Source organism: Sediminicoccus sp. BL-A-41-H5 (assembly GCF_050632405.1).
In the GTDB taxonomy this organism is placed as follows: Bacteria; Pseudomonadota; Alphaproteobacteria; order Acetobacterales; family Acetobacteraceae; genus Roseococcus.
This window is the reverse complement of record NZ_CP192601.1, coordinates 225,318-242,321: the sequence shown is the minus strand read 5'-3', so window position 1 is coordinate 242,321 and position 17,004 is coordinate 225,318. Positions and strand designations below refer to the sequence as shown.

Genomic DNA, 17,004 nt, shown 5'->3' with positions numbered 1-17,004 from the left:
GTGAGCCTCCGCCCCGATGGGGTGGAGGTGGCGATCCCGGCGCCGGGTGCGGAACGGCTCCACTTCTGCACCTTCGACGGCGCGCGCGAGACGGCGCGCCTGCCGCTGCCGCGGCGCCAGGGTGACGTCTTCCACAGCGTGATCCCGGGCATCCCGCCAGGCACCACCTATGGGCTGCGCGCCGAGGGCCCGGGCTTCGATCCGGAGAAGCTGCTGCTCGACCCCTGGGCGCGCGCGCTGGAAGCCCCGCTGCGCCTGCACCCCACCGCCTTCGGCCCCGGCGATTCCGGCCCGCATGTGGCGCGCGCGGTGATCAGCGCCCCCCTGCCCGCTGAAGCCTGGACGCCGCTGCCCGCCCGGCCCGCCGTGATCTACGAGCTGCATGTGAGGGGCTTCACCGCGCTGCACCCGGAGATTCCGGAAGCACAGCGCGGCACCTTCGCGGGCCTGGCGCATCCGGCCGCCATCGCGCATCTGCAACGCCTCGGCGTCACGCATGTCGAGCTGCTGCCCGTGGCCGCCTGGGTGGATGAGCGGCATCTGCCGCCGCTCGGGCTGACGAATTACTGGGGCTACAATCCGGTGGCCTTCCTCGCGCCTGATCCGCGCCTCGCCCCGGGCGGCATGGCGGAGGTGCGGGCCGCCGTCGCCGCGCTGCGATCGGCCGGGATCGGCGTGATCCTGGACGTGGTGTTCAACCACACGGGCGAGGGCGATGCGCTCGGCCCCACGCTGAGCCTGCGCGGCCTCGGCGAGCCGCATTGGTACCGCCTCGGCCACAATGAGAGCGGCTGCGGCAATGTGCTGGCGCTGGACCGGCCCTGGCCGCTGCGCCTGGTCATGGATGCGCTGCGGCACTGGGCGGAGCAGGCCGGGGTGGATGGCTTCCGGCTCGACCTGGCGACCACGCTCGGCCGAACGCGGCATGGGTTCGACCCCGATGCGCCGCTGCTCGCCGCGATCCGGCAGGACCCCGTGCTGCGGCACCGATGGATCATCGCCGAGCCCTGGGATGTGGGGGCGGATGGCCACCAGCTCGGCCGCTTCCCCGCCGGCTGGGGGGAGTGGAATGACCGCTTCCGCGACGATGTGCGCCGCTTCTGGCGCGGCGATTCGGGGATGCTGGGGCCGCTCGCCACGCGGCTTGCGGGCTCGGCCGATGCCTTTCCGACGCGCATCGCGGACAGCGTGAACTTCATCACCGCGCATGACGGATTCACGCTGGCCGATCTCGTCAGCTACGAGCGCCGCCACAACCTCGCCAATGGCGAGGAAGGGCGCGACGGGGCGGGCGAGAACCACTCCTGGAACCATGGCACGGAGGGGCCGGCCCCGGCGCTGGCCGAACGCCGCGCGGGCGATGCGCGCGCGCTGCTGGCGACGCTGCTGACGGCGCGCGGCACGCCGATGCTGGCGATGGGCGATGAGGGCGGCCGCAGCCAGGGCGGCAACAACAACGCCTATGCGCAGGACAATGCGACCTCCTGGCTCGACTGGGCGAAACTCGACCAGGGGCTGGTGGACCACACCGCGCGGCTGATCGCGGCGCGGCGCGCGCATCCAGCGCTGCATGCCACAGCGCCGCTGACCGGCCTGCCCTGCCCTGAGACCGGCCTGCCCGACGTGGAATGGCGGCACCCCGAGGGCCACGCGCTGGGGCCGGAGGATTGGGGCGCATCGCGCGCGCTGGTGGCCGTCCTCGCCTCGGGCGTGGACCGCGTGGTGGTCGCGATCAATGGTGGCGATGAGCCACGCGCGCTCCGCCCGCCCCGCCCGCGCTGGGGCTTCCGCTGGCAGGTGCTGGCGGCCAGCGCGCCGGCGGACAGCGTCACGCTCCCGCCGCGCAGCATGCTGCTGCTGGCCGAGCAGCCCGCCCTGCCCCACCGCGCCGAGGCGCCGGATGCGGCACTCCTGGGCCGGCTCGCCATCGCCGCCGGCATCGCACCCCATTGGCACGATCTGACGGGGCGCGAGCATGAGGTGCCGGAGGCGACGCTGCGGGCCGTGCTGGCCGCGCTGCGCCTGCCCGCCGAGACCGCCCCCCAGGCGCGGGACAGCCTGGCCCGCCGCCTGCATCGCCCGCCCCTGCCGCCACACGTCCCGGCCCGCGCGGGCGAGACGGCGCGGCTGCCCGTGGGCCCCGGCCTGCCCGAGCGGCCGGCGCTGCACCTCACGCTGGAGGATGGCAGTGCCCGCGAATTCCACGGCCTCATCGAAGGCGGCCAGCTCACCCTGCCGCCCCTGCCCGAGGGCCGGCATGAACTGCGCTGGCGCGATGCGCTCTGCCGCATCACCGCGGCCCCCGCGCGGTGCTTCCTGCCCCTGGAGGCGCCGCGCTTCGGCATCACGGCGCAAAGCTACGCGCTGCGCCATGCGGCGGACCAGGGCATCGGCGACTTCACCGCCATCGCCGACCTCGCGCGCGGCGCGGCCGGGGCGGGCGCGCTGTGGCTCGGCATCAGCCCGCCCCATGCGCTGATGCCGCTGGAGCGTGAGCGCGCCAGCCCCTACCAGCCCTCCGACCGGCGCTTCCTGGAGCCGCTGCTGATTGACGTCTCCCGCCTGCCGGAAGCCACGGGCGAGGCCGCGCTCTTCGCGGCGCTGCGCGCGGGCGGCGACGTGGATTACCCCGCCGCCTGGGCCGCCAAGCGCCGCGTGCTGGCCGCGGCCTGGGCCCGCTTTGACCGGATGGATCCGGATTTCCTGCGCTTCCGCTCGGTGGGCGGTGCCGCGCTGATCCGCTTCGCCACCTTCAACGCGCTGGCCGAGCGGCACGGCAGCAGCGATTCGCGGCGCTGGCCGGCGGGGCTGCGCCACGGGCGGGATGCGGGGATCGCCGCCTGGCAAGCCGCCCATGCCGATGCCGTCGGCTTCCACGCCTGGCTGCAATTCCTCGCCGACCGGCAGATGGCCGAAGCGGCAGCGGCCGGCGCGGGGCTCTATCGCGACCTCGCCGTCGGCATGGCTGGCGATGGGGCCGAGGCCTGGTCGGGCGACATGGAGTTCCTGCCCGGCCTCTCCATCGGCGCGCCGCCCGATCCGCTGGGCCCGCTCGGACAGGTCTGGGGCATCCCGCCGCCCGATCCGCTGGCGGCCGAAGCGAGCGGCCATGCCGGATTCGCCACCCTCATCCGGGCCAATATGCGCCACGCGGCCGCACTCAGGATTGATCATGTGCTCGGGCTCAGGCGCCTCTTCCTGGTGCCCGAAGGTGCCGCCGCCGGCGAGGGCTGCTACCTCGCCCAGCCCCTCGAGGCGGCACTGGGCGAGATCGCGCTGGAGAGCCAGCGCGCCCGCTGCGCCGTGGTGGGCGAGGATCTCGGCACCGTGCCGGACGGCCTGGCCGAGGCGCTGCGGGATTCGCGCATTCTCTCCTACCGGGTGCTCTGGTTCGAGCGGGAGGGTCCGGAATTCCGCCCCCCGGCCGCTTATCCGGAACTGGCTGCCGCCTGCGTGGCCACCCATGACATCCCCACGCTCGCCGGTTGGTGGGAGGGGGCGGACATCGCCGAGCGCGAGGCGCTGCTGCTGCTGGATGCGGCGGGTGCGGCCGCGGCGCGAGCGCAGCGCGCGGCGGAACGCGCGACACTGCTGGCCACGCTGGGCCTGCCCGCCCAGGCCACCCAGGCCCTGCCGGAAGCGGTGGCGGCGGCGATCCATGGCTTCGTGGCCGCGAGCCCCTCCCTCATGCTGCTCCTGCAGGCGGAGGATCTGGCGGGGGAGCTTGTGGGGGTGAACCTGCCTGGCACCGATCGGGAGCGGCCAAATTGGCGGCACCGCATGGCGCCCGAGGCCCGGGCGATCTGCGGGACGCCGCTGGCCCGGGCGATCCTCGATGCCATCCACGCCCGCGCGCGCGCCTGAATAAAAAAGGCCGCCTGCCCCATGAAGGAGGCAGGCGGCCGGAAGCTACGGCGCGGCCCGGCGGGACCGCGCCGTGATGGCTTAGCGACCGATCGTGTTGGTCGGGCCCTGCTGCACCACGGGCGCCACGCCCGGGGCCAGCGTGCCGGGGGCCACGGCCGGGCCACGGCGGTTGCCGCGCGGGCCGGCGACCACGCCGGTCGGCGCCTGCTGGCCGGGCTGCACGAAGGTGACGATCGGGCGGCCCTGGCCGTCCGTGCCGGTGATGACCGGCGTGCCCTCGGGGGCGAAGCTGCCGCTCGCCGGGCCGATGTGCTCGACGATCGGGCGGCCGCCGCTATCGGTGCCGGTGATGATGGCCTGACCGGCCGAGACGCCGGCGGAGACGCGCGGACCGAGGGTCACGAGCTGGTCCATGCCGTTGATGTTCGCGCGGACGGCGGTGCCCGGCGGCGTGTTGCGGACGACCGAGGCGCGCACCATGGCGACGGTGGTGCCGGTGGCGTCGACCAGCGGGAACATGTCCTCGGGCGGGCCGCTGGGCGCGCAGGCGGCGAGGCCGGCAACCGCGATCACTGCGAAGAACTTGGTGGCTTTCTTCATTTCTCTCATCATCCCAACCCCTGGAAATGGATACGCGGGAAACAGGGCCAGCTGCAGGGTTTTCCAGCCTACCATCCCAAACGTGACAAAAGCCTAGCATCAGATGCCTTGCGGGCAATAGCGCCGAATCAAGGCGAAGGCCCGCTGCGGCGCGCCAGCGTTGCAATTCCGCCGCAACCGCGACTTTCTGGTCACAGTCGCCGCGCGGCCCTTACATTACGGAGCGCGAGACGGAGGCCGGGGGCGGGCCACGGCGCCGGCTCGACGGATTCTGGCCGGCGCCCTGGGCGCTCCGAGTCGGGCTCGCCTCCGTGCCGGAGGACGCCGCGAGCGGGTCGAGCGGGGCGGCGGTCACGCCGCCCATGATCGGGATTTCGGCGATGGGCGGAAGGGCCGCGGCCGGCGCCACCGCGGCCACCGCCACAGGCGCGGCGGCGGCCGGGCGCGGGCCCATGGCCGGGCCGAGCCCGACCCGCTCGCCCACCATCACCGACTGCTCCACCCCGCCGAGATTGGCGCGCAGCACGGTCCCGGGGGCGGCGCCGCCGATCTGGGAGGCGCCGGCCATGGCGACGGAACGCCCCATCGAATCGCGCAGGACATAGAGCGGCTCCTCCCCGTCATGGCCCGCGCAGGCGCCGGTTCCGAGCAGGGCGGAGAGCGCCAGCAGGCGGGTCCATCGGGTCTGGGCATGGCGCATGGGCGGTCTCGTTCTCGGCAGGAGGCGGGCGCAGGCTAGGCTCGAGACTCATTCAGCACCAGCAGATGATTGCGGCTGCGATGGCGACGGCCGAGGCGAAGTTGTTGGCGAGCTTGTCGTATCTGGTGTGGATGCGGCGCCAGTCCTTCAGCCGGCTAAAGGTTCGCTCGATGGCGTTTCGCGCTCGGTAGGCAGTCTTGTCGAAGGGATGGAACCGCCTGCGGGTGGGGTTGTTCGGGATGACCGGCAGGGTGCCCCGCTCGGCGAGAAACGCACGCAGGCCGTTGCTGTCATAGGCCGCGTCGGCCAGGAGCTTGGCTGACGGGGGCAGGCGGGCGAGTAGGTCGTGAGCGGGGCGCATGTCGCCCATCTGGCCGGGCGTCACGACGAAGGTGAGAACGCGGCCCGTGCCATCGGTTACGAGGTGGATCTTGGTCCCGCGACCGCCGCGGGAGCGGCCAATGGCCTGGAACTCGGCCCCCCTTTTCCGCCCGCCGCCGCGCGCTGTGCCTTGGCTGTCGTGCTGTCGATCAACTGCAGACCACCTGGCGTCGCCTGTACCAGCGCGGTCAACATCTGCGTCCAGATGCCGCGCTGCGACCAGCGGTGATAGCGATTGTAGATCGTGGTGGGCGGGCCATAGATCCGAGGGCAATCCTGCCAGCGGCCGCCATGCTTGAGCATGTGCACGATCCCGCTGAGCACACGCCGGTCGTCCACCCGACGTGCCCCGGGCTGGTTCTGCGGCAGGAGCGGCGCGATCGCTTCCCACTGCCGATCCGTCAGCCAAAACCCATGCGCCATCCGCGTCGCCCCCCTGAACGAAGGCAGCGAATCACATCGCAACGTGTCGAAGCCAGACCTGATTGGGTTTGGAGCCTAGAGCATGATGCGTTGAGGCGGAACGCCGCCTATTCCCGCCGCAGCACCGAATCGGTGAACCAGGCGGCGATGGGCTGCGGCTTGAAGCCGGCCCGCAGCGCCGCCTCGTCATATTCCGTCGCGAGCCACGTCTCGAAATCGAGGCCGCGCGCCTCGGCCTCGGCATAGGCGGCGAAGAAGGCGTCCAGGATGCCGGTGCGCGCCGCCGCGATATGGCCGTAGCGCAGCGAGAGCTCGGACATGGCCGCCGCCGCCCCCCGGCCCTGCAGCAGATGCCAGACGCCGGCGGCGAGCCCCGTGCGGTCCGCGCCCGACTTGCAATGGATCAGGATGGGCTGCGGCAGGCTGCGGTAGAGCGCGATCAGCTTCAGCAGCCGGTCCTTGTGCGGCGCGCCCCGGCTCTCGAAGGGCTGGTCGGCGTGCACGAGGCCCAGCTCCGCCGCCGCCGCCCGGCCCAGCGCGTCCGAACCGCAGGTGGTGCGGTGGCCGCGCAGGTTGATCATGCTGCGGATGCCATGGCGCTGCACCGCCTCGCGGATCTGCCAGGGCAGCGGGTGGTTGGACCGGTAGAGCCGCCCGCTGTCCACGACCCCCCAGTTGCGCCAGGAAATGCGCAGGAAGGCGTGATCCACGAAGAGCGAGTTCAGCCAGGCCACGGAACCGCTCAATACACCACGACGCTGCGGATGCTCTCGCCCTTGTGCATCAGGTCGAAGGCGTCGTTGATCCTGTCCAGCGGCATCACGTGGGTGATGAGCGGGTCGATCTCGATCTTCCCCTCCATGTACCAGTCCACGATCTTCGGCACGTCGGTGCGGCCGCGCGCGCCGCCGAAGGCCGTCCCCCGCCAGTTGCGCCCGGTGACGAGCTGGAAGGGCCGCGTCGAGATCTCCTGCCCCGCGGCCGCCACGCCTATGATGATGGAGGTGCCCCAGCCGCGATGGGTGCATTCCAGCGCCTGGCGCATCAGCGTGGTGTTGCCCACGCATTCGAAGCTGAAATCGGCGCCGCCATCGGTCAGGTCCTGGATGGCCTGGATGACCTTGTCGCGGCCCACCGCATCGGGGTTCACGAAATGCGTCATGCCGAAGCGCCGCGCCATCTCCTCGCGCGCGGGGTTGATGTCCACGCCGATGATCTTGTCGGCGCCCACCAGCCGCGCGCCCTGGATCACGTTGAGCCCGATGCCGCCGAGCCCGAAGACGGCGACGGTCGCTCCCGGCCAGACCTTGGCGGTGTTGATCACGGCGCCGATGCCCGTCGTCACACCGCAGCCGATGTAGCAGATCTTCTCGAAGGGCGCGTCCTCGCGGACCTTGGCGAGCGCGATCTCGGGCAGGACGGTGAAGTTCGCGAAGGTGGAGCACCCCATGTAGTGCATGACCTGGGTGCCCTCGCAGCGGAAGCGGCTGGTGCCGTCCGGCATCACGCCCTTGCCCTGCGTGCCACGGATCGCGGTGCAGAGGTTGCTGCGCTGGCTGAGGCAGGTTTTGCACTGCCGGCATTCCGGCGTGTAGAGCGGGATCACATGGTCGCCGGGCTTGAGCGTCGTGACACCCGCGCCCACCTCGCGCACGATGCCCGCGCCCTCATGGCCCAGGATGGCGGGGAAGAGCCCCTCGGGGTCGGCGCCGGAGAGGGTATAGGCGTCGGTGTGGCAGATGCCGGTGGCCATCACCTCGACCAGGACCTCGCCGGGCTTGGGCCCGCCGATCTCCACCGTCTCGATGGTCAGGGGTTGGCCCGCGGCCCAGGCGACCGCCGCTCGTGATTGCATGATTCGTGCCCTCAGACGCCGGGCGCTCGCTCCGCGCGCTTGGCTTCGCGCCTCAGGCCGGGCGCTCTGGCGAAACGGTTGGTCGCCGCGCGCCGCGGCTGTTCGCCGCGGATTCGGCGTGGGCCGGAGTGTGCCTTCAGATGGCGCGCCACGCCAGATGTGGCGCGCCATGCGGGACAGGCGGTGCCTAGTCCAGCCGCGCGCCGGAAATGCGCACCATCTCCTGCCAGAGCGGACGTTCGCGGCGAGCGCGCTCCCACACCACCTCGGGCGAGGAGCCGCGCGCATGCGCGCCGGTGCGCAGGAAACGCTCCTGCATGGCGGGCTCGGCCGCGATCTGCTGCATGAGCTGGCTGGCGCGGGCCACGATGGGCGCGGGCACGCCCGCCGGCATGCCGAAGGCGCACCAGGAGGTGACGACGAAGTTCGGGATGCCCGCCTCGGCCATGGTCGGCACGTCCGGCAGGGCCGGGTGACGCTCGGCGCTGGTCACGGCCAGCGCGCGCATCCGGCCTTCCTGGACGATGGGGACATAGCTCGCGAGGTTATCAATGGCGAAGGTCAGGTCGCCGGCGAGCATGGCGGGGGCGATCTGCGCGGCGCCCCGGAACGGCACGTGGACGCCGTCAATGCCCTGGCGGTCGCAGAACAGCGCGCCGCAGAGCTGCGCCGTGGTGCCCACGCCGGGCGAGCCGTAGGAGACGCCCTGCCGCCGCGCCTTGGCGAAGGCGATGAACTCCGCGACCGTGCGGGCGGGCGTATGCTGGGAGGAGACGACCATGACATTGGGCAATTCCCAGTGCATCGAGATCGGCTGCATCTCCCGGTCCACGTCGAAGGGCATGCGGGTGAACAGGAACTGGCTGATGGCCCAGACACCCAGCGTCAGCGGGCCCATCGTGTAGCCATCGGGCGCGGATTTCGCGATTGCGTCGGCGCCGATGTTGCCGCCCGCGCCGGGGCGGTTCTCGATGGCGAAGGGCTGGCCCGTGATCTGCTGCAGCCGCTCACAGACGATGCGGCAGAGCACATCCGTGCTCCCGCCGGGCGGCCAGGGCACGATGACGCGCACGGGCCGCTCGGGCCAGGCGGATTGCGCAAGGCTGCCGGCGGGCAGCAGGGCGGGCGCGGCCAAGCCGGCGGCCAGCAGGGTGCGGCGGGTGGTCATCTGGGTGGGGTTCCTCGGATTGTTGATCTTCTGTCACGCAGGATGGGCCAGGACGGCCACGAGGGCGAGAGGGTTCGCAAGGCAATCTTTACCGCATTGCCACAAAGCTGCCCCGGATCGGGCATAGAGCCGCCTCACCCCCCCGCCAAAACCGCGGTGTTCAACGGGAATTGACGACGATGTTCGCCGCCTTCTTCACCAAGCTCGGGCACAAATTCCGCCGCTGGATCGGCTACCGGCCCGAGCGCCGCTACATGCGCGGCGGCGCGCGCTGATCCAGCCCCTCCCCGCCTATCCGGTCACATGCGGGTCGGTCAGGCGGCGATGCTCCTCCAGGGCGAAGCGGTCGGTCATGCCGGCGATGTAGTCGCAGACCACCTCGGCCGCACTGGGCGTGCCGGATTCGCCGGCCCGCCTGCGCCATTCATCCGGCAGCATCTGCGTGCCGCCATGCAGCAGCTGGAAGAGCATCTGCAGGGCGCGCTTCGATTTCTGCGTGGCCCGGTTCACCCGGAAATGCCGGTACATCCGCTCGAAGAGGAAGGCGCGGACCTCCGCATTCGCCTCCGCCATGCGGGCGCTGAAAGCGACCACGGGTGCGGGCGCGGCGCGGATGTCGGCGGCCGATCCGGGCGCCAGCGCCGTGATGCGCCGCGCCGTCTCCTCCGCCACGTCGTTGATCATGGCCGCGATGACCCGGCGCACCATCTCGGGCGCGGCGCGGCCCTCGGGCAGGTGCGGGTGGGTGGCACGCGCCGCGGCCAGCGCGGCACCCGGCATGGGGAGCTCGGCCACCTCCTCCACGGTGAAGAGGCCGGCGCGGATGCCATCCTCCAGGTCATGATTGTTGTAGGCGATGTCGTCCGCGATGGCGGCGACCTGCGCCTCGGCGCTCGCGTGGCTGGCGAGTTCCAGGTCATGGCGGGCGTTGTATTCCGCGAGGTAGCGTGCGGGGCGCCGCACCGGGCCATTGTGCTTGGCCAGGCCCTCCAGCGTCTCCCAGGTCAGGTTCAGGCCGTCGAAGCCGGCGTAGCGGCGCTCCAGCAGCGTCACATGCTTCAGGCTCTGGGCATTGTGGTCGAAGCCGCCATGGGGGCGCATGGCCGCGTCCAGCGCCTCCTCCCCCGCATGGCCGAAGGGCGGGTGGCCGAGGTCATGGGCGAGTGCGAGCGCCTCGGCCAGGTCCTCGTCGAGGCCGAGCCGGCGGGCCAGGCTGCGGGCGATCTGCGCCACCTCGATGCTGTGCGTCAGCCGCGTGCGGAAATGGTCGCCCTCATGGAAGACGAAGACCTGCGTCTTGTATTGCAGCCGGCGGAAGGCGCGCGAATGGATGATGCGGTCCCGGTCGCGCTGCCAGGGGCTGCGATGCGCGTCTTCCGGCTCCGCATGGAGGCGGCCGCGGGAGGAGGTCACCGCCCAGGGGGCATGCTGGAGGGCAGGCAGAGGTTGCATGGGCAAGGGGTATCAGGCCGGGACGGTGGTGGAAATCCTGAACCCGCGGCCCTAGATTGGGTTCCAGGAGATTTCCCATGCCCGATGGCCAGCCCGCCCGTGCCTTCCACGTCACCCCCCGCGCCGCCGAAGAGATCGCGGCCATCGCCGCGCGCGAAGGCCGCGCGCAGGCCGGCCTGCGCGTGACGGTCTCGGCCGGCGGCTGCTCCGGCCTGCAATACGGCTTCGCGCTCGAGGATGCGGCGGGCGAGGACGACCTGGTGGTGGCGCAGAACGGCACGCGCGTCTTCGTGGACGCCGTTTCGCTCGATTTCCTCGACGGCTCGCAGCTCGACTGGCACGAGGCGCTGATCGGCTCGCATTTCGTGGTGCGGAACCCGCAGGCGGTGAGCGGCTGCGGCTGCGGCGTCAGCTTCGCCGTGGCCTGAGCGCGAGGCCGCTGGCGAGCACGAGCGCCGTCGCGGCGGGCGCGCCGTAGATCAGGCCGACGACCATCCCGGCCGCGAGGCCGAAGGCCGAAAACACGCAGGTCAGCGTGACGGTGAGATGGAGGCTGATCTCCGGCCGCTCCGGAGTCGCGTCTCCGGCCCGTGCGGAGACGGTACGGCTGGGCGCGGCGGCGGGCCGATTCATCCAAATTCTCGGAATTGCATCCAAGAAAGAGACTATCCCACAAATCGAGACGAACGCAAAGCGGAAACGCGCCGCGCTTGCCGAGAGAGCCCGCGCCCGCCACAACAGGCGCATGCGCCTTGCCAGCTTCAACGTGAATTCGATCCGCCGCCGCGTGCCTCACCTGGCCCGCTTCCTGGCGCGGCATGAGCCGGACCTCGTCTTCCTCCAGGAGCTGAAGTGCAAGACGGAGGAGTTCCCGGCCCTCGAACTCGCGGGCACCGGCTATCGCATCCATGCGCTGGGCCAGCCGGGCGGGCGCAACGGCGTGGCCGTACTCGGCCGCGTGGAGTTCGACGTGATCGCCGAAAACCTGCCCGGCGAGGCGGAGGACGCGCAGGCGCGCTTCCTCGCTGTGCGGGCGGCGGGGGTCACCGCCGCCGGGATCTACCTGCCCAATGGCAATAGCGGTGGCGCCGAGGGCATGGCCTATAAATGGCGCTGGATGGACCGGCTGCGCGAATGGGCGGCGGCGCGGCTCGATGCTTTCACGCCGCTTGCCATCCTGGGCGATTTCAACGTCTGCCCGACCGAGCGCGACCTCGCCCCCGGCGCGCTGCCGCCCACCGATGCGCTGGTGCACCCCGAAAGCCGGGCGCGGTGGCGTGCGCTCGAGCATCTGGGCCTGACGGACGCGCTGCGTGCCCTGCACCCGGTGGATGCGCCCTACACCTACTGGGATTACGGCGCGGCCTTCGAGACCAATCGCGGCCTCAGGATCGACCACGCGCTGCTCTCGGCGGAACTGGCCGAGCGGCTCACCGCCTCGGCCGTGGATGTGGCGGCCCGCGCCGAGGACCAGCCCTCGGACCATGCGCCGGTCTGGGTGGAATGGACGGATTGACCCTTCAGGGGGCCGCCTGGCTCAGCGAGTGGTCATGCCAGGCGAGCCGCGCCTGGAGCACCAGCGCTGCCGAATAATAGTCCTGCGCGGCCTCGACCTTGGGCATGCGCGCGAGATTCCCCTGCCCCGCCTGCGCCGCCTCCGAGAGGCGCGCGATCGCGGCGATGCCGGGCGGCGCGGGATAGGTCGGCGTCACATTGGTCATGAGGTCCACCCAGGCCGGCATGCCGCGCTGCGTCGGCGTCGCCCAGAAGCGGATGGCCGAACTCACGGCCGATTCCTGGGCGAGCCCGGCCCAGACCAGGTTGAGCGGGATGCGGATGGCGTCGAAGGAAAAGCGCTTGGGCCAGCCCTCCGCCATGACGGAGCGCCCGCCATCGGCCGGCAGTTCCAGCCAGTCGGGCGGCAATTGGTACATGCCGAAGCGGCTGTCGCGGATCAGCGCGAGGCCATCGCGCTCCAGCCGCTCCCAGGCGGGATCGGGGAGGTGCTGGGCGATCACGCGCAGCGCGGCGAAGGCGTAGTAGGAGAGGTTGATGACGACGCGGTGCCGGCTCTGGAAGCCGAAGGCGCCGGGCAGCAGCACCCAGCGCGGCCCGACCTGGACCACGCAGCGGCGCAGCAGATCGCGCCCGATGGCCTGGCCCATGCGGCGATAGACCGGGTTGGCCCAGATCCGGCTGGCCTCCAGCAGCGCCCAGGCGATGTAGATGTCGCCGTCGCTCGCATTGTTGAGGTCGGTGACGGCGGGCTGGGTGTCGGGCTGCCAGCGCCACGCGAAGAGGTTGTCCGTCGGCCGCTTCAGATTGTTCATCGTCCAGGTGACGATGCGGTCGAAGGTCGGCTGGTCACCGGCGCGCAGCGCCGCGAGCAGGCCGTAGCCCTGCCCCTCCGAATGCGAGACGTTGCGGTTGCCATTGTCCACCACGCGGCCCTCGGGCAGCACGAAGCGCCGCTCGAAGGCGTGCCAGTCCTGCTGCGGGGTCGCGAGCGCCGTTCGGCTGAGCGAGACGCCGGCCAGAACGGCAGGGATCAGCCCGCGGCGAGGCAGAGACGGCAGGGCGGGGTCACACTCCAAAAAACATGCTCTTTGTTCACGTTTGTGCTAAGTCAACGACACACTTCGACCCGTAGGGTACGGATAGCGTCACGATGGAATTGCGCCACCGTGGGACATCGTCTGGAGGGCGTGATGCGCCTGGCTTTTCTGCTCATGTTCGGCCTCGCCGCGGCCCTGCCCCGCATCGCCGGGGCGCAGCCGACCCCGCATGACCTGCTGGGCGTGGCGCGGCAGATCGAGCTCGACGATTCCGAGGAGGAAGTGCTGCGCGAGCTGGGCTCGGCCGATTGGCTGACCATCGAGGCGCCGCGCGCCCTGCCCAATGGCGTGAGCCGCCTCATCCTCGCGGTGCCGACCGATGATGGCTGCATGCCGAGCGGCGCGCCGCTGATCTGCCCCGCGATCCGCGTCGTGCTGGTGATGGACCCGAGCCGGGGCGCGCGCGTCAGCCGGATCGAGGCCTTCACGCCCCTGACCGGCTCGCAGAACGTGATCGAGGTGTTCCGCAACGCCTCCGACGGGCTGGGCCCGCCGCTGCAGACCGAGAGCTGGGCCGAGCAGATCCGCGGCATGCCGCGACATGTCTGGCGCCAGCGCTGGCGCCCCGATGCGAGCGAGGGCAGCTTCATGGAGGTGGTGGTGACCGCCGATCCGGAGCCCGGGAACAGCTTCGGCCTGGCCAATCCGGCGGTGCCGGCCCTCGGCCTCGGCTTCGTCCTGACCGACCCCGCGATCGAGGACTCGACCATGGCGGCGCGGCGGCGCGTGATCTGCCGCCCCGGCTCCGCCGATTGCGGCTGACGGCCGAGGACGCTCACAGCCGCGCGACGACCGGGCGCGGCCCGCCGAAGAAGGTCTCATGGAGGGTGGCGAGCGTGCCGTCCTCGTCGCGCAGGAAGACCCAGGTGTTGAGGAAGCGCTGCAGGTCCGGCTCGCCCTGCGGGAGGGCCACGGCGTAGCGGAACTCGCCCAGCGGGGCCAGGATGCGCATCTCCTCCTCCGGGTGCGCGATGGCCATGCGCCGAAAGGTGGTGAGGCCGACGACGACCGCCGCCGCCTGCTCCGCATGCATCATGGAGACGGCGTGCTCGTAGTTCGGGATCAGGTGGATCTCCGCATCGGGCGGCAGGCCCGGATCCTCGCCCAGCATCTCATGGGAGAGGGTGAGGATGCGCCGGCCGGAGAGATCGGCCAGGCTCGTCACCTGGAGGTGGCGCGTGGTGGCGAGGACGGTGGTGAATTCGCCATGCGGCGCGGCGAAGGCCACCTGGCGCAGGCGCTCGGGCGTGATCAGCATCACGGCGCAGGCGATGTCCACGCCGCCCTCGGCCACCATCGGGAAACGCTGGCTGAAGGCCAGGGGCACCAGCTCGGCCTCGACGCCGAGGGAGCGGGCGATATCGCGCGCCGTCTCCACCTCCATGCCGGAGAGCGTGCCGTCCGCCCGGCGGAAGCCATAGGGCCCGCCCTCGATCCAGACGCCGATGCGGATGCGCCCCTGGGCGAGGATCCGGCCCAGCGCGCCGCCGGGCGGGTTCGCGCGCGCGGAGGCCGCCACGGCGGCGGCGGCAAGGCCAGGAAGGGCGCGACGAGCAAAAAGCATCATGTTGAACTTACGCAGGGTTGTATTGGCCGCCAAACGAAAACCGGGCGACTCTCAAAAACTCGGCAAATCGGGCTGCGGGGTTGCAAGGATCAGCTCGGAGAGCGCCGCGAGCCGGCCGCCCGTGCGCGCGAGGAAGATGAGGCTGTTCAGCGCGCGCAGCAGGTCATGCTCGCCGAAGCGCACACCCACCGACATCCACCGGCGGGTGAGGATGAAGCGATGCGTGAGGCCGAGGCCCGGATAGTCCGTCAGGAAGCGCGTCATCACCGGGCGGCGCAGCACCACCGCCTCGACCAGCCCCTGCGCGCAGGCCGTGGCGAGATCGGCCCGCGTGTCATAGACCTGCAGTCGCGTCTTCATGGGCAGGGTCTCGGCGACGGCGCCTTCGAGCCCCGCGCCGCCCAGCACGCCCACGGCATGCTCCTCGAGTTCGGCCGGGCGGCGGATGACGTGGCGCACGGAGGAGGCGAGCACGATGTCGGCCCGGGTGACGGGCGAGGTGAGCAGGACCAGGCGGGCATCCGCCGTGGTCACCGTCACATTGGCGGTGATGTCGCCCTCGCCCGCGCGCAACCGGCCGATGCGCTCGCTGGGCGGGACATTGTGGAAGACGGGGCGCACGCCCAGGCCCTCGGCCAGGATGCGCCCGATGGCGACGTCGAAACCGGCAGGCTCGCCCATCGCGTCGAGCATGCCGAAGGGCGGCACGCCGAGGCTGACGAAGATGTGCAATTCACGCCGGGCGAGGATGCGGCGCAGGCCCTGATCCGGCGCATCGGCCCGCGCCGCGCCAGGGGCGAGGGATGCGATCCAGGGCGCGGCGAGCAGCAGGCGCCGCGTGGCGGCACCCGCGGCGCCGGACGAATCGCATGCATTCGCCAGCCATTCCGACGCAGGAGATGCCAACGCAGGGAGAACAGGAATTGTTCGCCTGTTGATCATTTTGAGAGGGTGCGGCGACCAGCCCGACAGATCAAGTGTCAGATGTGCTTTACATCCAAAACTTAAGCTTCATCCCATCAGGACCTTGGACCGATCCAGGGGAGGTAGCGGGGCAATTGGGCCGGCGCCGGGTAGACCACGGGATCGGGCGCCACGGCGATCTCGGGCGCGCCCCGCAGATAGGCGCAGCCCGGCAACAGCAACGTCAGGAGAAGGAGCCAGCATCGCATGCGGCGCAGTGCAGCATGGCGCGGCCCCCCGGTCCATCAGCCAATGATGAGGTGGCTCAGCAGCCAGGACAGGCCGAAGGCCGAGGCGGCGGAGATGATCAGTTGCAGCGCCAGGGCATCGAGCGGGCGTGCATTCGCCGGCTGGGCGCGGGCCATGCGGGGCTTGGGCGGGATGCGGAGGCTGTCCGCATGGGGATAGGTCGTGCTCATGCCTCTCAGAGAACACGAACAAACCGTAAACGCAAGCCTAATTTTCTTGCTTTGTTCTATTCCTCACACCTCAGGCTTCCGCGCCTCGGCCCCGCCCGGCTCGCCCGGCAGCGCGAAGCCCGCGATGGCCTGCCAGACGCGCAGCACGAAGGCGTCGTCCCGCCCGCCCTGGCCGATCGCGCGCTGGGCCACGAAGAGTTGCAGCGCCTGGGCCGCCAGCGGCACGGGGAGCGCGGATTCGCGCGCCATGGCCTCCACCAGGCCGAGATCCTTCACGAAGATGTCGCCGGCACTCAGCGGCGTGTCGTCCCCCGCCAGCACATGGGCCATGCGGTTCTTGAACATCCACGAGGCGCCGGCGGCGCCGTTCACCACGCCATAGACCGTGTGCGGATCGAGTCCCGCGCGCAGCGCCAGCGCCATCGCCTCGGCCGCGGCGGCGATGTGCACGCCGGCCAGGAGCTGGTGCACCACCTTCATGGCCGCCCCCTGCCCCGGCTCGGCGCCCAGGTTCCAGACCTGGCCGGCGATGGCATCGAGCATGGGCCTGGCGGCGGCGAAGGCCTCCGCACTGCCGGAGGCCATCACCGTCATCCGTCCCTCGCGCGCGGCGACCGCGCCGCCGGAGACGGGGGCGTCGAGATAGAGCAGGCCGCGCGCGGCGGCTTCTCCGGCGAGGCGCTTCGCATCGGCCGGCGCCATGGTGGCCGAGCAGATGACGACGCCGCCAGGGGCCAGGCGCTGGGCCGCGCCTTCCTCGCTGTAGAGGGCACGCTCGGCCTGGGCGGCGTTCACGGTCAGGACCAGCACGACCTGCTGCCCGGCATCGAGATCGGCGCCACGCGCCACGGCGCGGTTGCCGAAGGCGGTGCGGGCCTTCTCGCTCGGGTCCACGCCGGTCACATCCAGGCCGGCGCGCAGCGCGCTCGTGGCGGCCCCCCCGCCCATGCTGCCGAGCCCGATCACCGCCACCTTCATGCCCACGCTCCCTCTC

The 17,004-nt window shown here is 71.5% G+C and carries 18 protein-coding genes and 1 pseudogene; 4 read left to right on the top strand and 15 right to left on the bottom strand.

What is annotated here, in order from left to right:
- Window positions 1–3,864 carry a glycogen debranching protein GlgX gene (glgX, locus tag ACQ860_RS01200; protein ID WP_431301582.1) on the top strand — a complete coding sequence of 1,288 codons (3,864 nt, stop codon included), beginning with the start codon at window positions 1–3 and terminating at the stop codon, window positions 3,862–3,864.
- 81 nt (window positions 3,865–3,945) lie between these two features.
- Here glgX and ACQ860_RS01195 read toward each other — a convergent pair whose 3' ends face one another.
- The 8 genes and pseudogenes from ACQ860_RS01195 to ACQ860_RS01160 form a co-directional block, all read right to left on the bottom strand.
- On the bottom strand, window positions 3,946–4,467 hold the full coding sequence (locus ACQ860_RS01195; protein WP_431301581.1) for a hypothetical protein: 522 nt from the start codon (window positions 4,465–4,467) through the stop codon (window positions 3,946–3,948).
- A 211-nt stretch (window positions 4,468–4,678) separates the two neighbouring features.
- Window positions 4,679–5,167 (bottom strand): hypothetical protein, encoded by a 489-nt coding sequence (locus ACQ860_RS01190; RefSeq protein WP_431301580.1) that lies wholly within the window; start codon window positions 5,165–5,167, stop codon window positions 4,679–4,681.
- A gap of 52 nt (window positions 5,168–5,219) precedes the next feature.
- Window positions 5,220–5,822 carry an IS5 family transposase gene (locus ACQ860_RS01185; protein ID WP_431301579.1) on the bottom strand — a complete coding sequence of 201 codons (603 nt, stop codon included), beginning with the start codon at window positions 5,820–5,822 and terminating at the stop codon, window positions 5,220–5,222.
- A pseudogene (locus tag ACQ860_RS01180) lies at window positions 5,801–5,971 on the bottom strand (transposase); the annotation flags it as partial. The gene ACQ860_RS01185 and the pseudogene ACQ860_RS01180, both read right to left, overlap by 22 nt.
- Window positions 5,972–6,078: 107 nt before the next feature.
- Window positions 6,079–6,705, bottom strand: a complete 627-nt coding sequence (locus tag ACQ860_RS01175; RefSeq protein WP_431301578.1) for a tyrosine-protein phosphatase — start codon at window positions 6,703–6,705, stop codon at window positions 6,079–6,081.
- Between the two features lie 8 nt (window positions 6,706–6,713).
- Window positions 6,714–7,826 carry an S-(hydroxymethyl)glutathione dehydrogenase/class III alcohol dehydrogenase gene (locus tag ACQ860_RS01170; protein WP_431301577.1) on the bottom strand — a complete coding sequence of 371 codons (1,113 nt, stop codon included), beginning with the start codon at window positions 7,824–7,826 and terminating at the stop codon, window positions 6,714–6,716.
- A 187-nt stretch (window positions 7,827–8,013) separates the two neighbouring features.
- Complete coding sequence (locus tag ACQ860_RS01165; protein WP_431301576.1) at window positions 8,014–8,994, bottom strand: Bug family tripartite tricarboxylate transporter substrate binding protein; 981 nt, start codon at window positions 8,992–8,994, stop codon at window positions 8,014–8,016.
- A gap of 291 nt (window positions 8,995–9,285) precedes the next feature.
- Window positions 9,286–10,446, bottom strand: coding sequence for a deoxyguanosinetriphosphate triphosphohydrolase (locus ACQ860_RS01160; protein WP_431301575.1), 1,161 nt, complete (start codon window positions 10,444–10,446; stop codon window positions 9,286–9,288).
- A gap of 77 nt (window positions 10,447–10,523) precedes the next feature.
- Here ACQ860_RS01160 and ACQ860_RS01155 point away from each other — a divergent pair, with 77 nt between their 5' ends.
- Window positions 10,524–10,874 (top strand): HesB/IscA family protein, encoded by a 351-nt coding sequence (locus tag ACQ860_RS01155; protein WP_431301574.1) that lies wholly within the window; start codon window positions 10,524–10,526, stop codon window positions 10,872–10,874.
- Here ACQ860_RS01155 and ACQ860_RS01150 read toward each other — a convergent pair.
- On the bottom strand, window positions 10,855–11,079 hold the full coding sequence (locus ACQ860_RS01150; protein WP_431301573.1) for a hypothetical protein: 225 nt from the start codon (window positions 11,077–11,079) through the stop codon (window positions 10,855–10,857). The two genes, ACQ860_RS01155 and ACQ860_RS01150, sit on opposite strands and share 20 nt — an antisense overlap.
- 112 nt (window positions 11,080–11,191) lie before the next feature.
- Here ACQ860_RS01150 and ACQ860_RS01145 point away from each other — a divergent pair, with 112 nt between their 5' ends.
- On the top strand, window positions 11,192–11,962 hold the full coding sequence (locus tag ACQ860_RS01145) for an exodeoxyribonuclease III (protein ID WP_431301572.1): 771 nt from the start codon (window positions 11,192–11,194) through the stop codon (window positions 11,960–11,962).
- A gap of 4 nt (window positions 11,963–11,966) precedes the next feature.
- Here the strand turns inward: ACQ860_RS01145 and ACQ860_RS01140 are convergent, their stop codons facing one another.
- Complete coding sequence (locus ACQ860_RS01140) at window positions 11,967–13,040, bottom strand: glycosyl hydrolase family 8 (RefSeq protein WP_431301571.1); 1,074 nt, start codon at window positions 13,038–13,040, stop codon at window positions 11,967–11,969.
- A 114-nt stretch (window positions 13,041–13,154) separates the two neighbouring features.
- On the opposite strand from ACQ860_RS01140, the gene ACQ860_RS01135 reads away from it, so the two are divergent.
- Window positions 13,155–13,823 carry a hypothetical protein gene (locus tag ACQ860_RS01135; RefSeq protein WP_431301570.1) on the top strand — a complete coding sequence of 223 codons (669 nt, stop codon included), beginning with the start codon at window positions 13,155–13,157 and terminating at the stop codon, window positions 13,821–13,823.
- Between the two features lie 13 nt (window positions 13,824–13,836).
- On the opposite strand, the gene ACQ860_RS01130 is transcribed toward ACQ860_RS01135, so the two are convergent.
- The 5 genes from ACQ860_RS01130 to ltnD all read right to left on the bottom strand — a co-directional run bounded on the left by ACQ860_RS01130 (window position 13,837) and on the right by ltnD (window position 16,988).
- Window positions 13,837–14,625 (bottom strand): substrate-binding periplasmic protein, encoded by a 789-nt coding sequence (locus tag ACQ860_RS01130; RefSeq protein ID WP_431301569.1) that lies wholly within the window; start codon window positions 14,623–14,625, stop codon window positions 13,837–13,839.
- 54 nt (window positions 14,626–14,679) lie between these two features.
- A complete protein-coding gene (locus ACQ860_RS01125; protein WP_431301568.1) occupies window positions 14,680–15,534 on the bottom strand; it encodes a transporter substrate-binding domain-containing protein in 855 nt (284 codons plus the stop codon).
- Window positions 15,535–15,647: 113 nt separating this feature from the next.
- A complete protein-coding gene (locus tag ACQ860_RS01120) occupies window positions 15,648–15,800 on the bottom strand; it encodes a hypothetical protein (RefSeq protein WP_431301567.1) in 153 nt (50 codons plus the stop codon).
- 36 nt (window positions 15,801–15,836) lie between these two features.
- Window positions 15,837–16,010 carry a hypothetical protein gene (locus ACQ860_RS01115; RefSeq protein ID WP_431301566.1) on the bottom strand — a complete coding sequence of 58 codons (174 nt, stop codon included), beginning with the start codon at window positions 16,008–16,010 and terminating at the stop codon, window positions 15,837–15,839.
- A gap of 63 nt (window positions 16,011–16,073) precedes the next feature.
- On the bottom strand, window positions 16,074–16,988 hold the full coding sequence (gene ltnD, locus ACQ860_RS01110; RefSeq protein ID WP_431301565.1) for an L-threonate dehydrogenase: 915 nt from the start codon (window positions 16,986–16,988) through the stop codon (window positions 16,074–16,076).
- Between the last annotated feature and the right edge of the window lie 16 nt (window positions 16,989–17,004).

Bases quoted from the DNA above. Each gene is read 5' to 3' on its own strand.
- ACQ860_RS01130 (WP_431301569.1), bottom strand. From the start codon at position 14,625: ATGCTTTTTGCTCGTCGCGCCCTTCCTGGCCTTGCCGCCGCCGCCGTG.
- ACQ860_RS01115 (WP_431301566.1), bottom strand. From the start codon at position 16,010: ATGAGCACGACCTATCCCCATGCGGACAGCCTCCGCATCCCGCCCAAG.
- ACQ860_RS01190 (WP_431301580.1), bottom strand. From the start codon at position 5,167: ATGCGCCATGCCCAGACCCGATGGACCCGCCTGCTGGCGCTCTCCGCC.
- ACQ860_RS01155 (WP_431301574.1), top strand. From the start codon at position 10,524: ATGCCCGATGGCCAGCCCGCCCGTGCCTTCCACGTCACCCCCCGCGCC.
- ACQ860_RS01150 (WP_431301573.1), bottom strand. From the start codon at position 11,079: ATGAATCGGCCCGCCGCCGCGCCCAGCCGTACCGTCTCCGCACGGGCC.
- ACQ860_RS01195 (WP_431301581.1), bottom strand. From the start codon at position 4,467: ATGAAGAAAGCCACCAAGTTCTTCGCAGTGATCGCGGTTGCCGGCCTC.
- ACQ860_RS01135 (WP_431301570.1), top strand. From the start codon at position 13,155: ATGCGCCTGGCTTTTCTGCTCATGTTCGGCCTCGCCGCGGCCCTGCCC.
- ACQ860_RS01165 (WP_431301576.1), bottom strand. From the start codon at position 8,994: ATGACCACCCGCCGCACCCTGCTGGCCGCCGGCTTGGCCGCGCCCGCC.
- ACQ860_RS01160 (WP_431301575.1), bottom strand. From the start codon at position 10,446: ATGCAACCTCTGCCTGCCCTCCAGCATGCCCCCTGGGCGGTGACCTCC.
- ACQ860_RS01145 (WP_431301572.1), top strand. From the start codon at position 11,192: ATGCGCCTTGCCAGCTTCAACGTGAATTCGATCCGCCGCCGCGTGCCT.
- ACQ860_RS01120 (WP_431301567.1), bottom strand. From the start codon at position 15,800: ATGCGATGCTGGCTCCTTCTCCTGACGTTGCTGTTGCCGGGCTGCGCC.
- ltnD (WP_431301565.1), bottom strand. From the start codon at position 16,988: ATGAAGGTGGCGGTGATCGGGCTCGGCAGCATGGGCGGGGGGGCCGCC.
- ACQ860_RS01170 (WP_431301577.1), bottom strand. From the start codon at position 7,826: ATGCAATCACGAGCGGCGGTCGCCTGGGCCGCGGGCCAACCCCTGACC.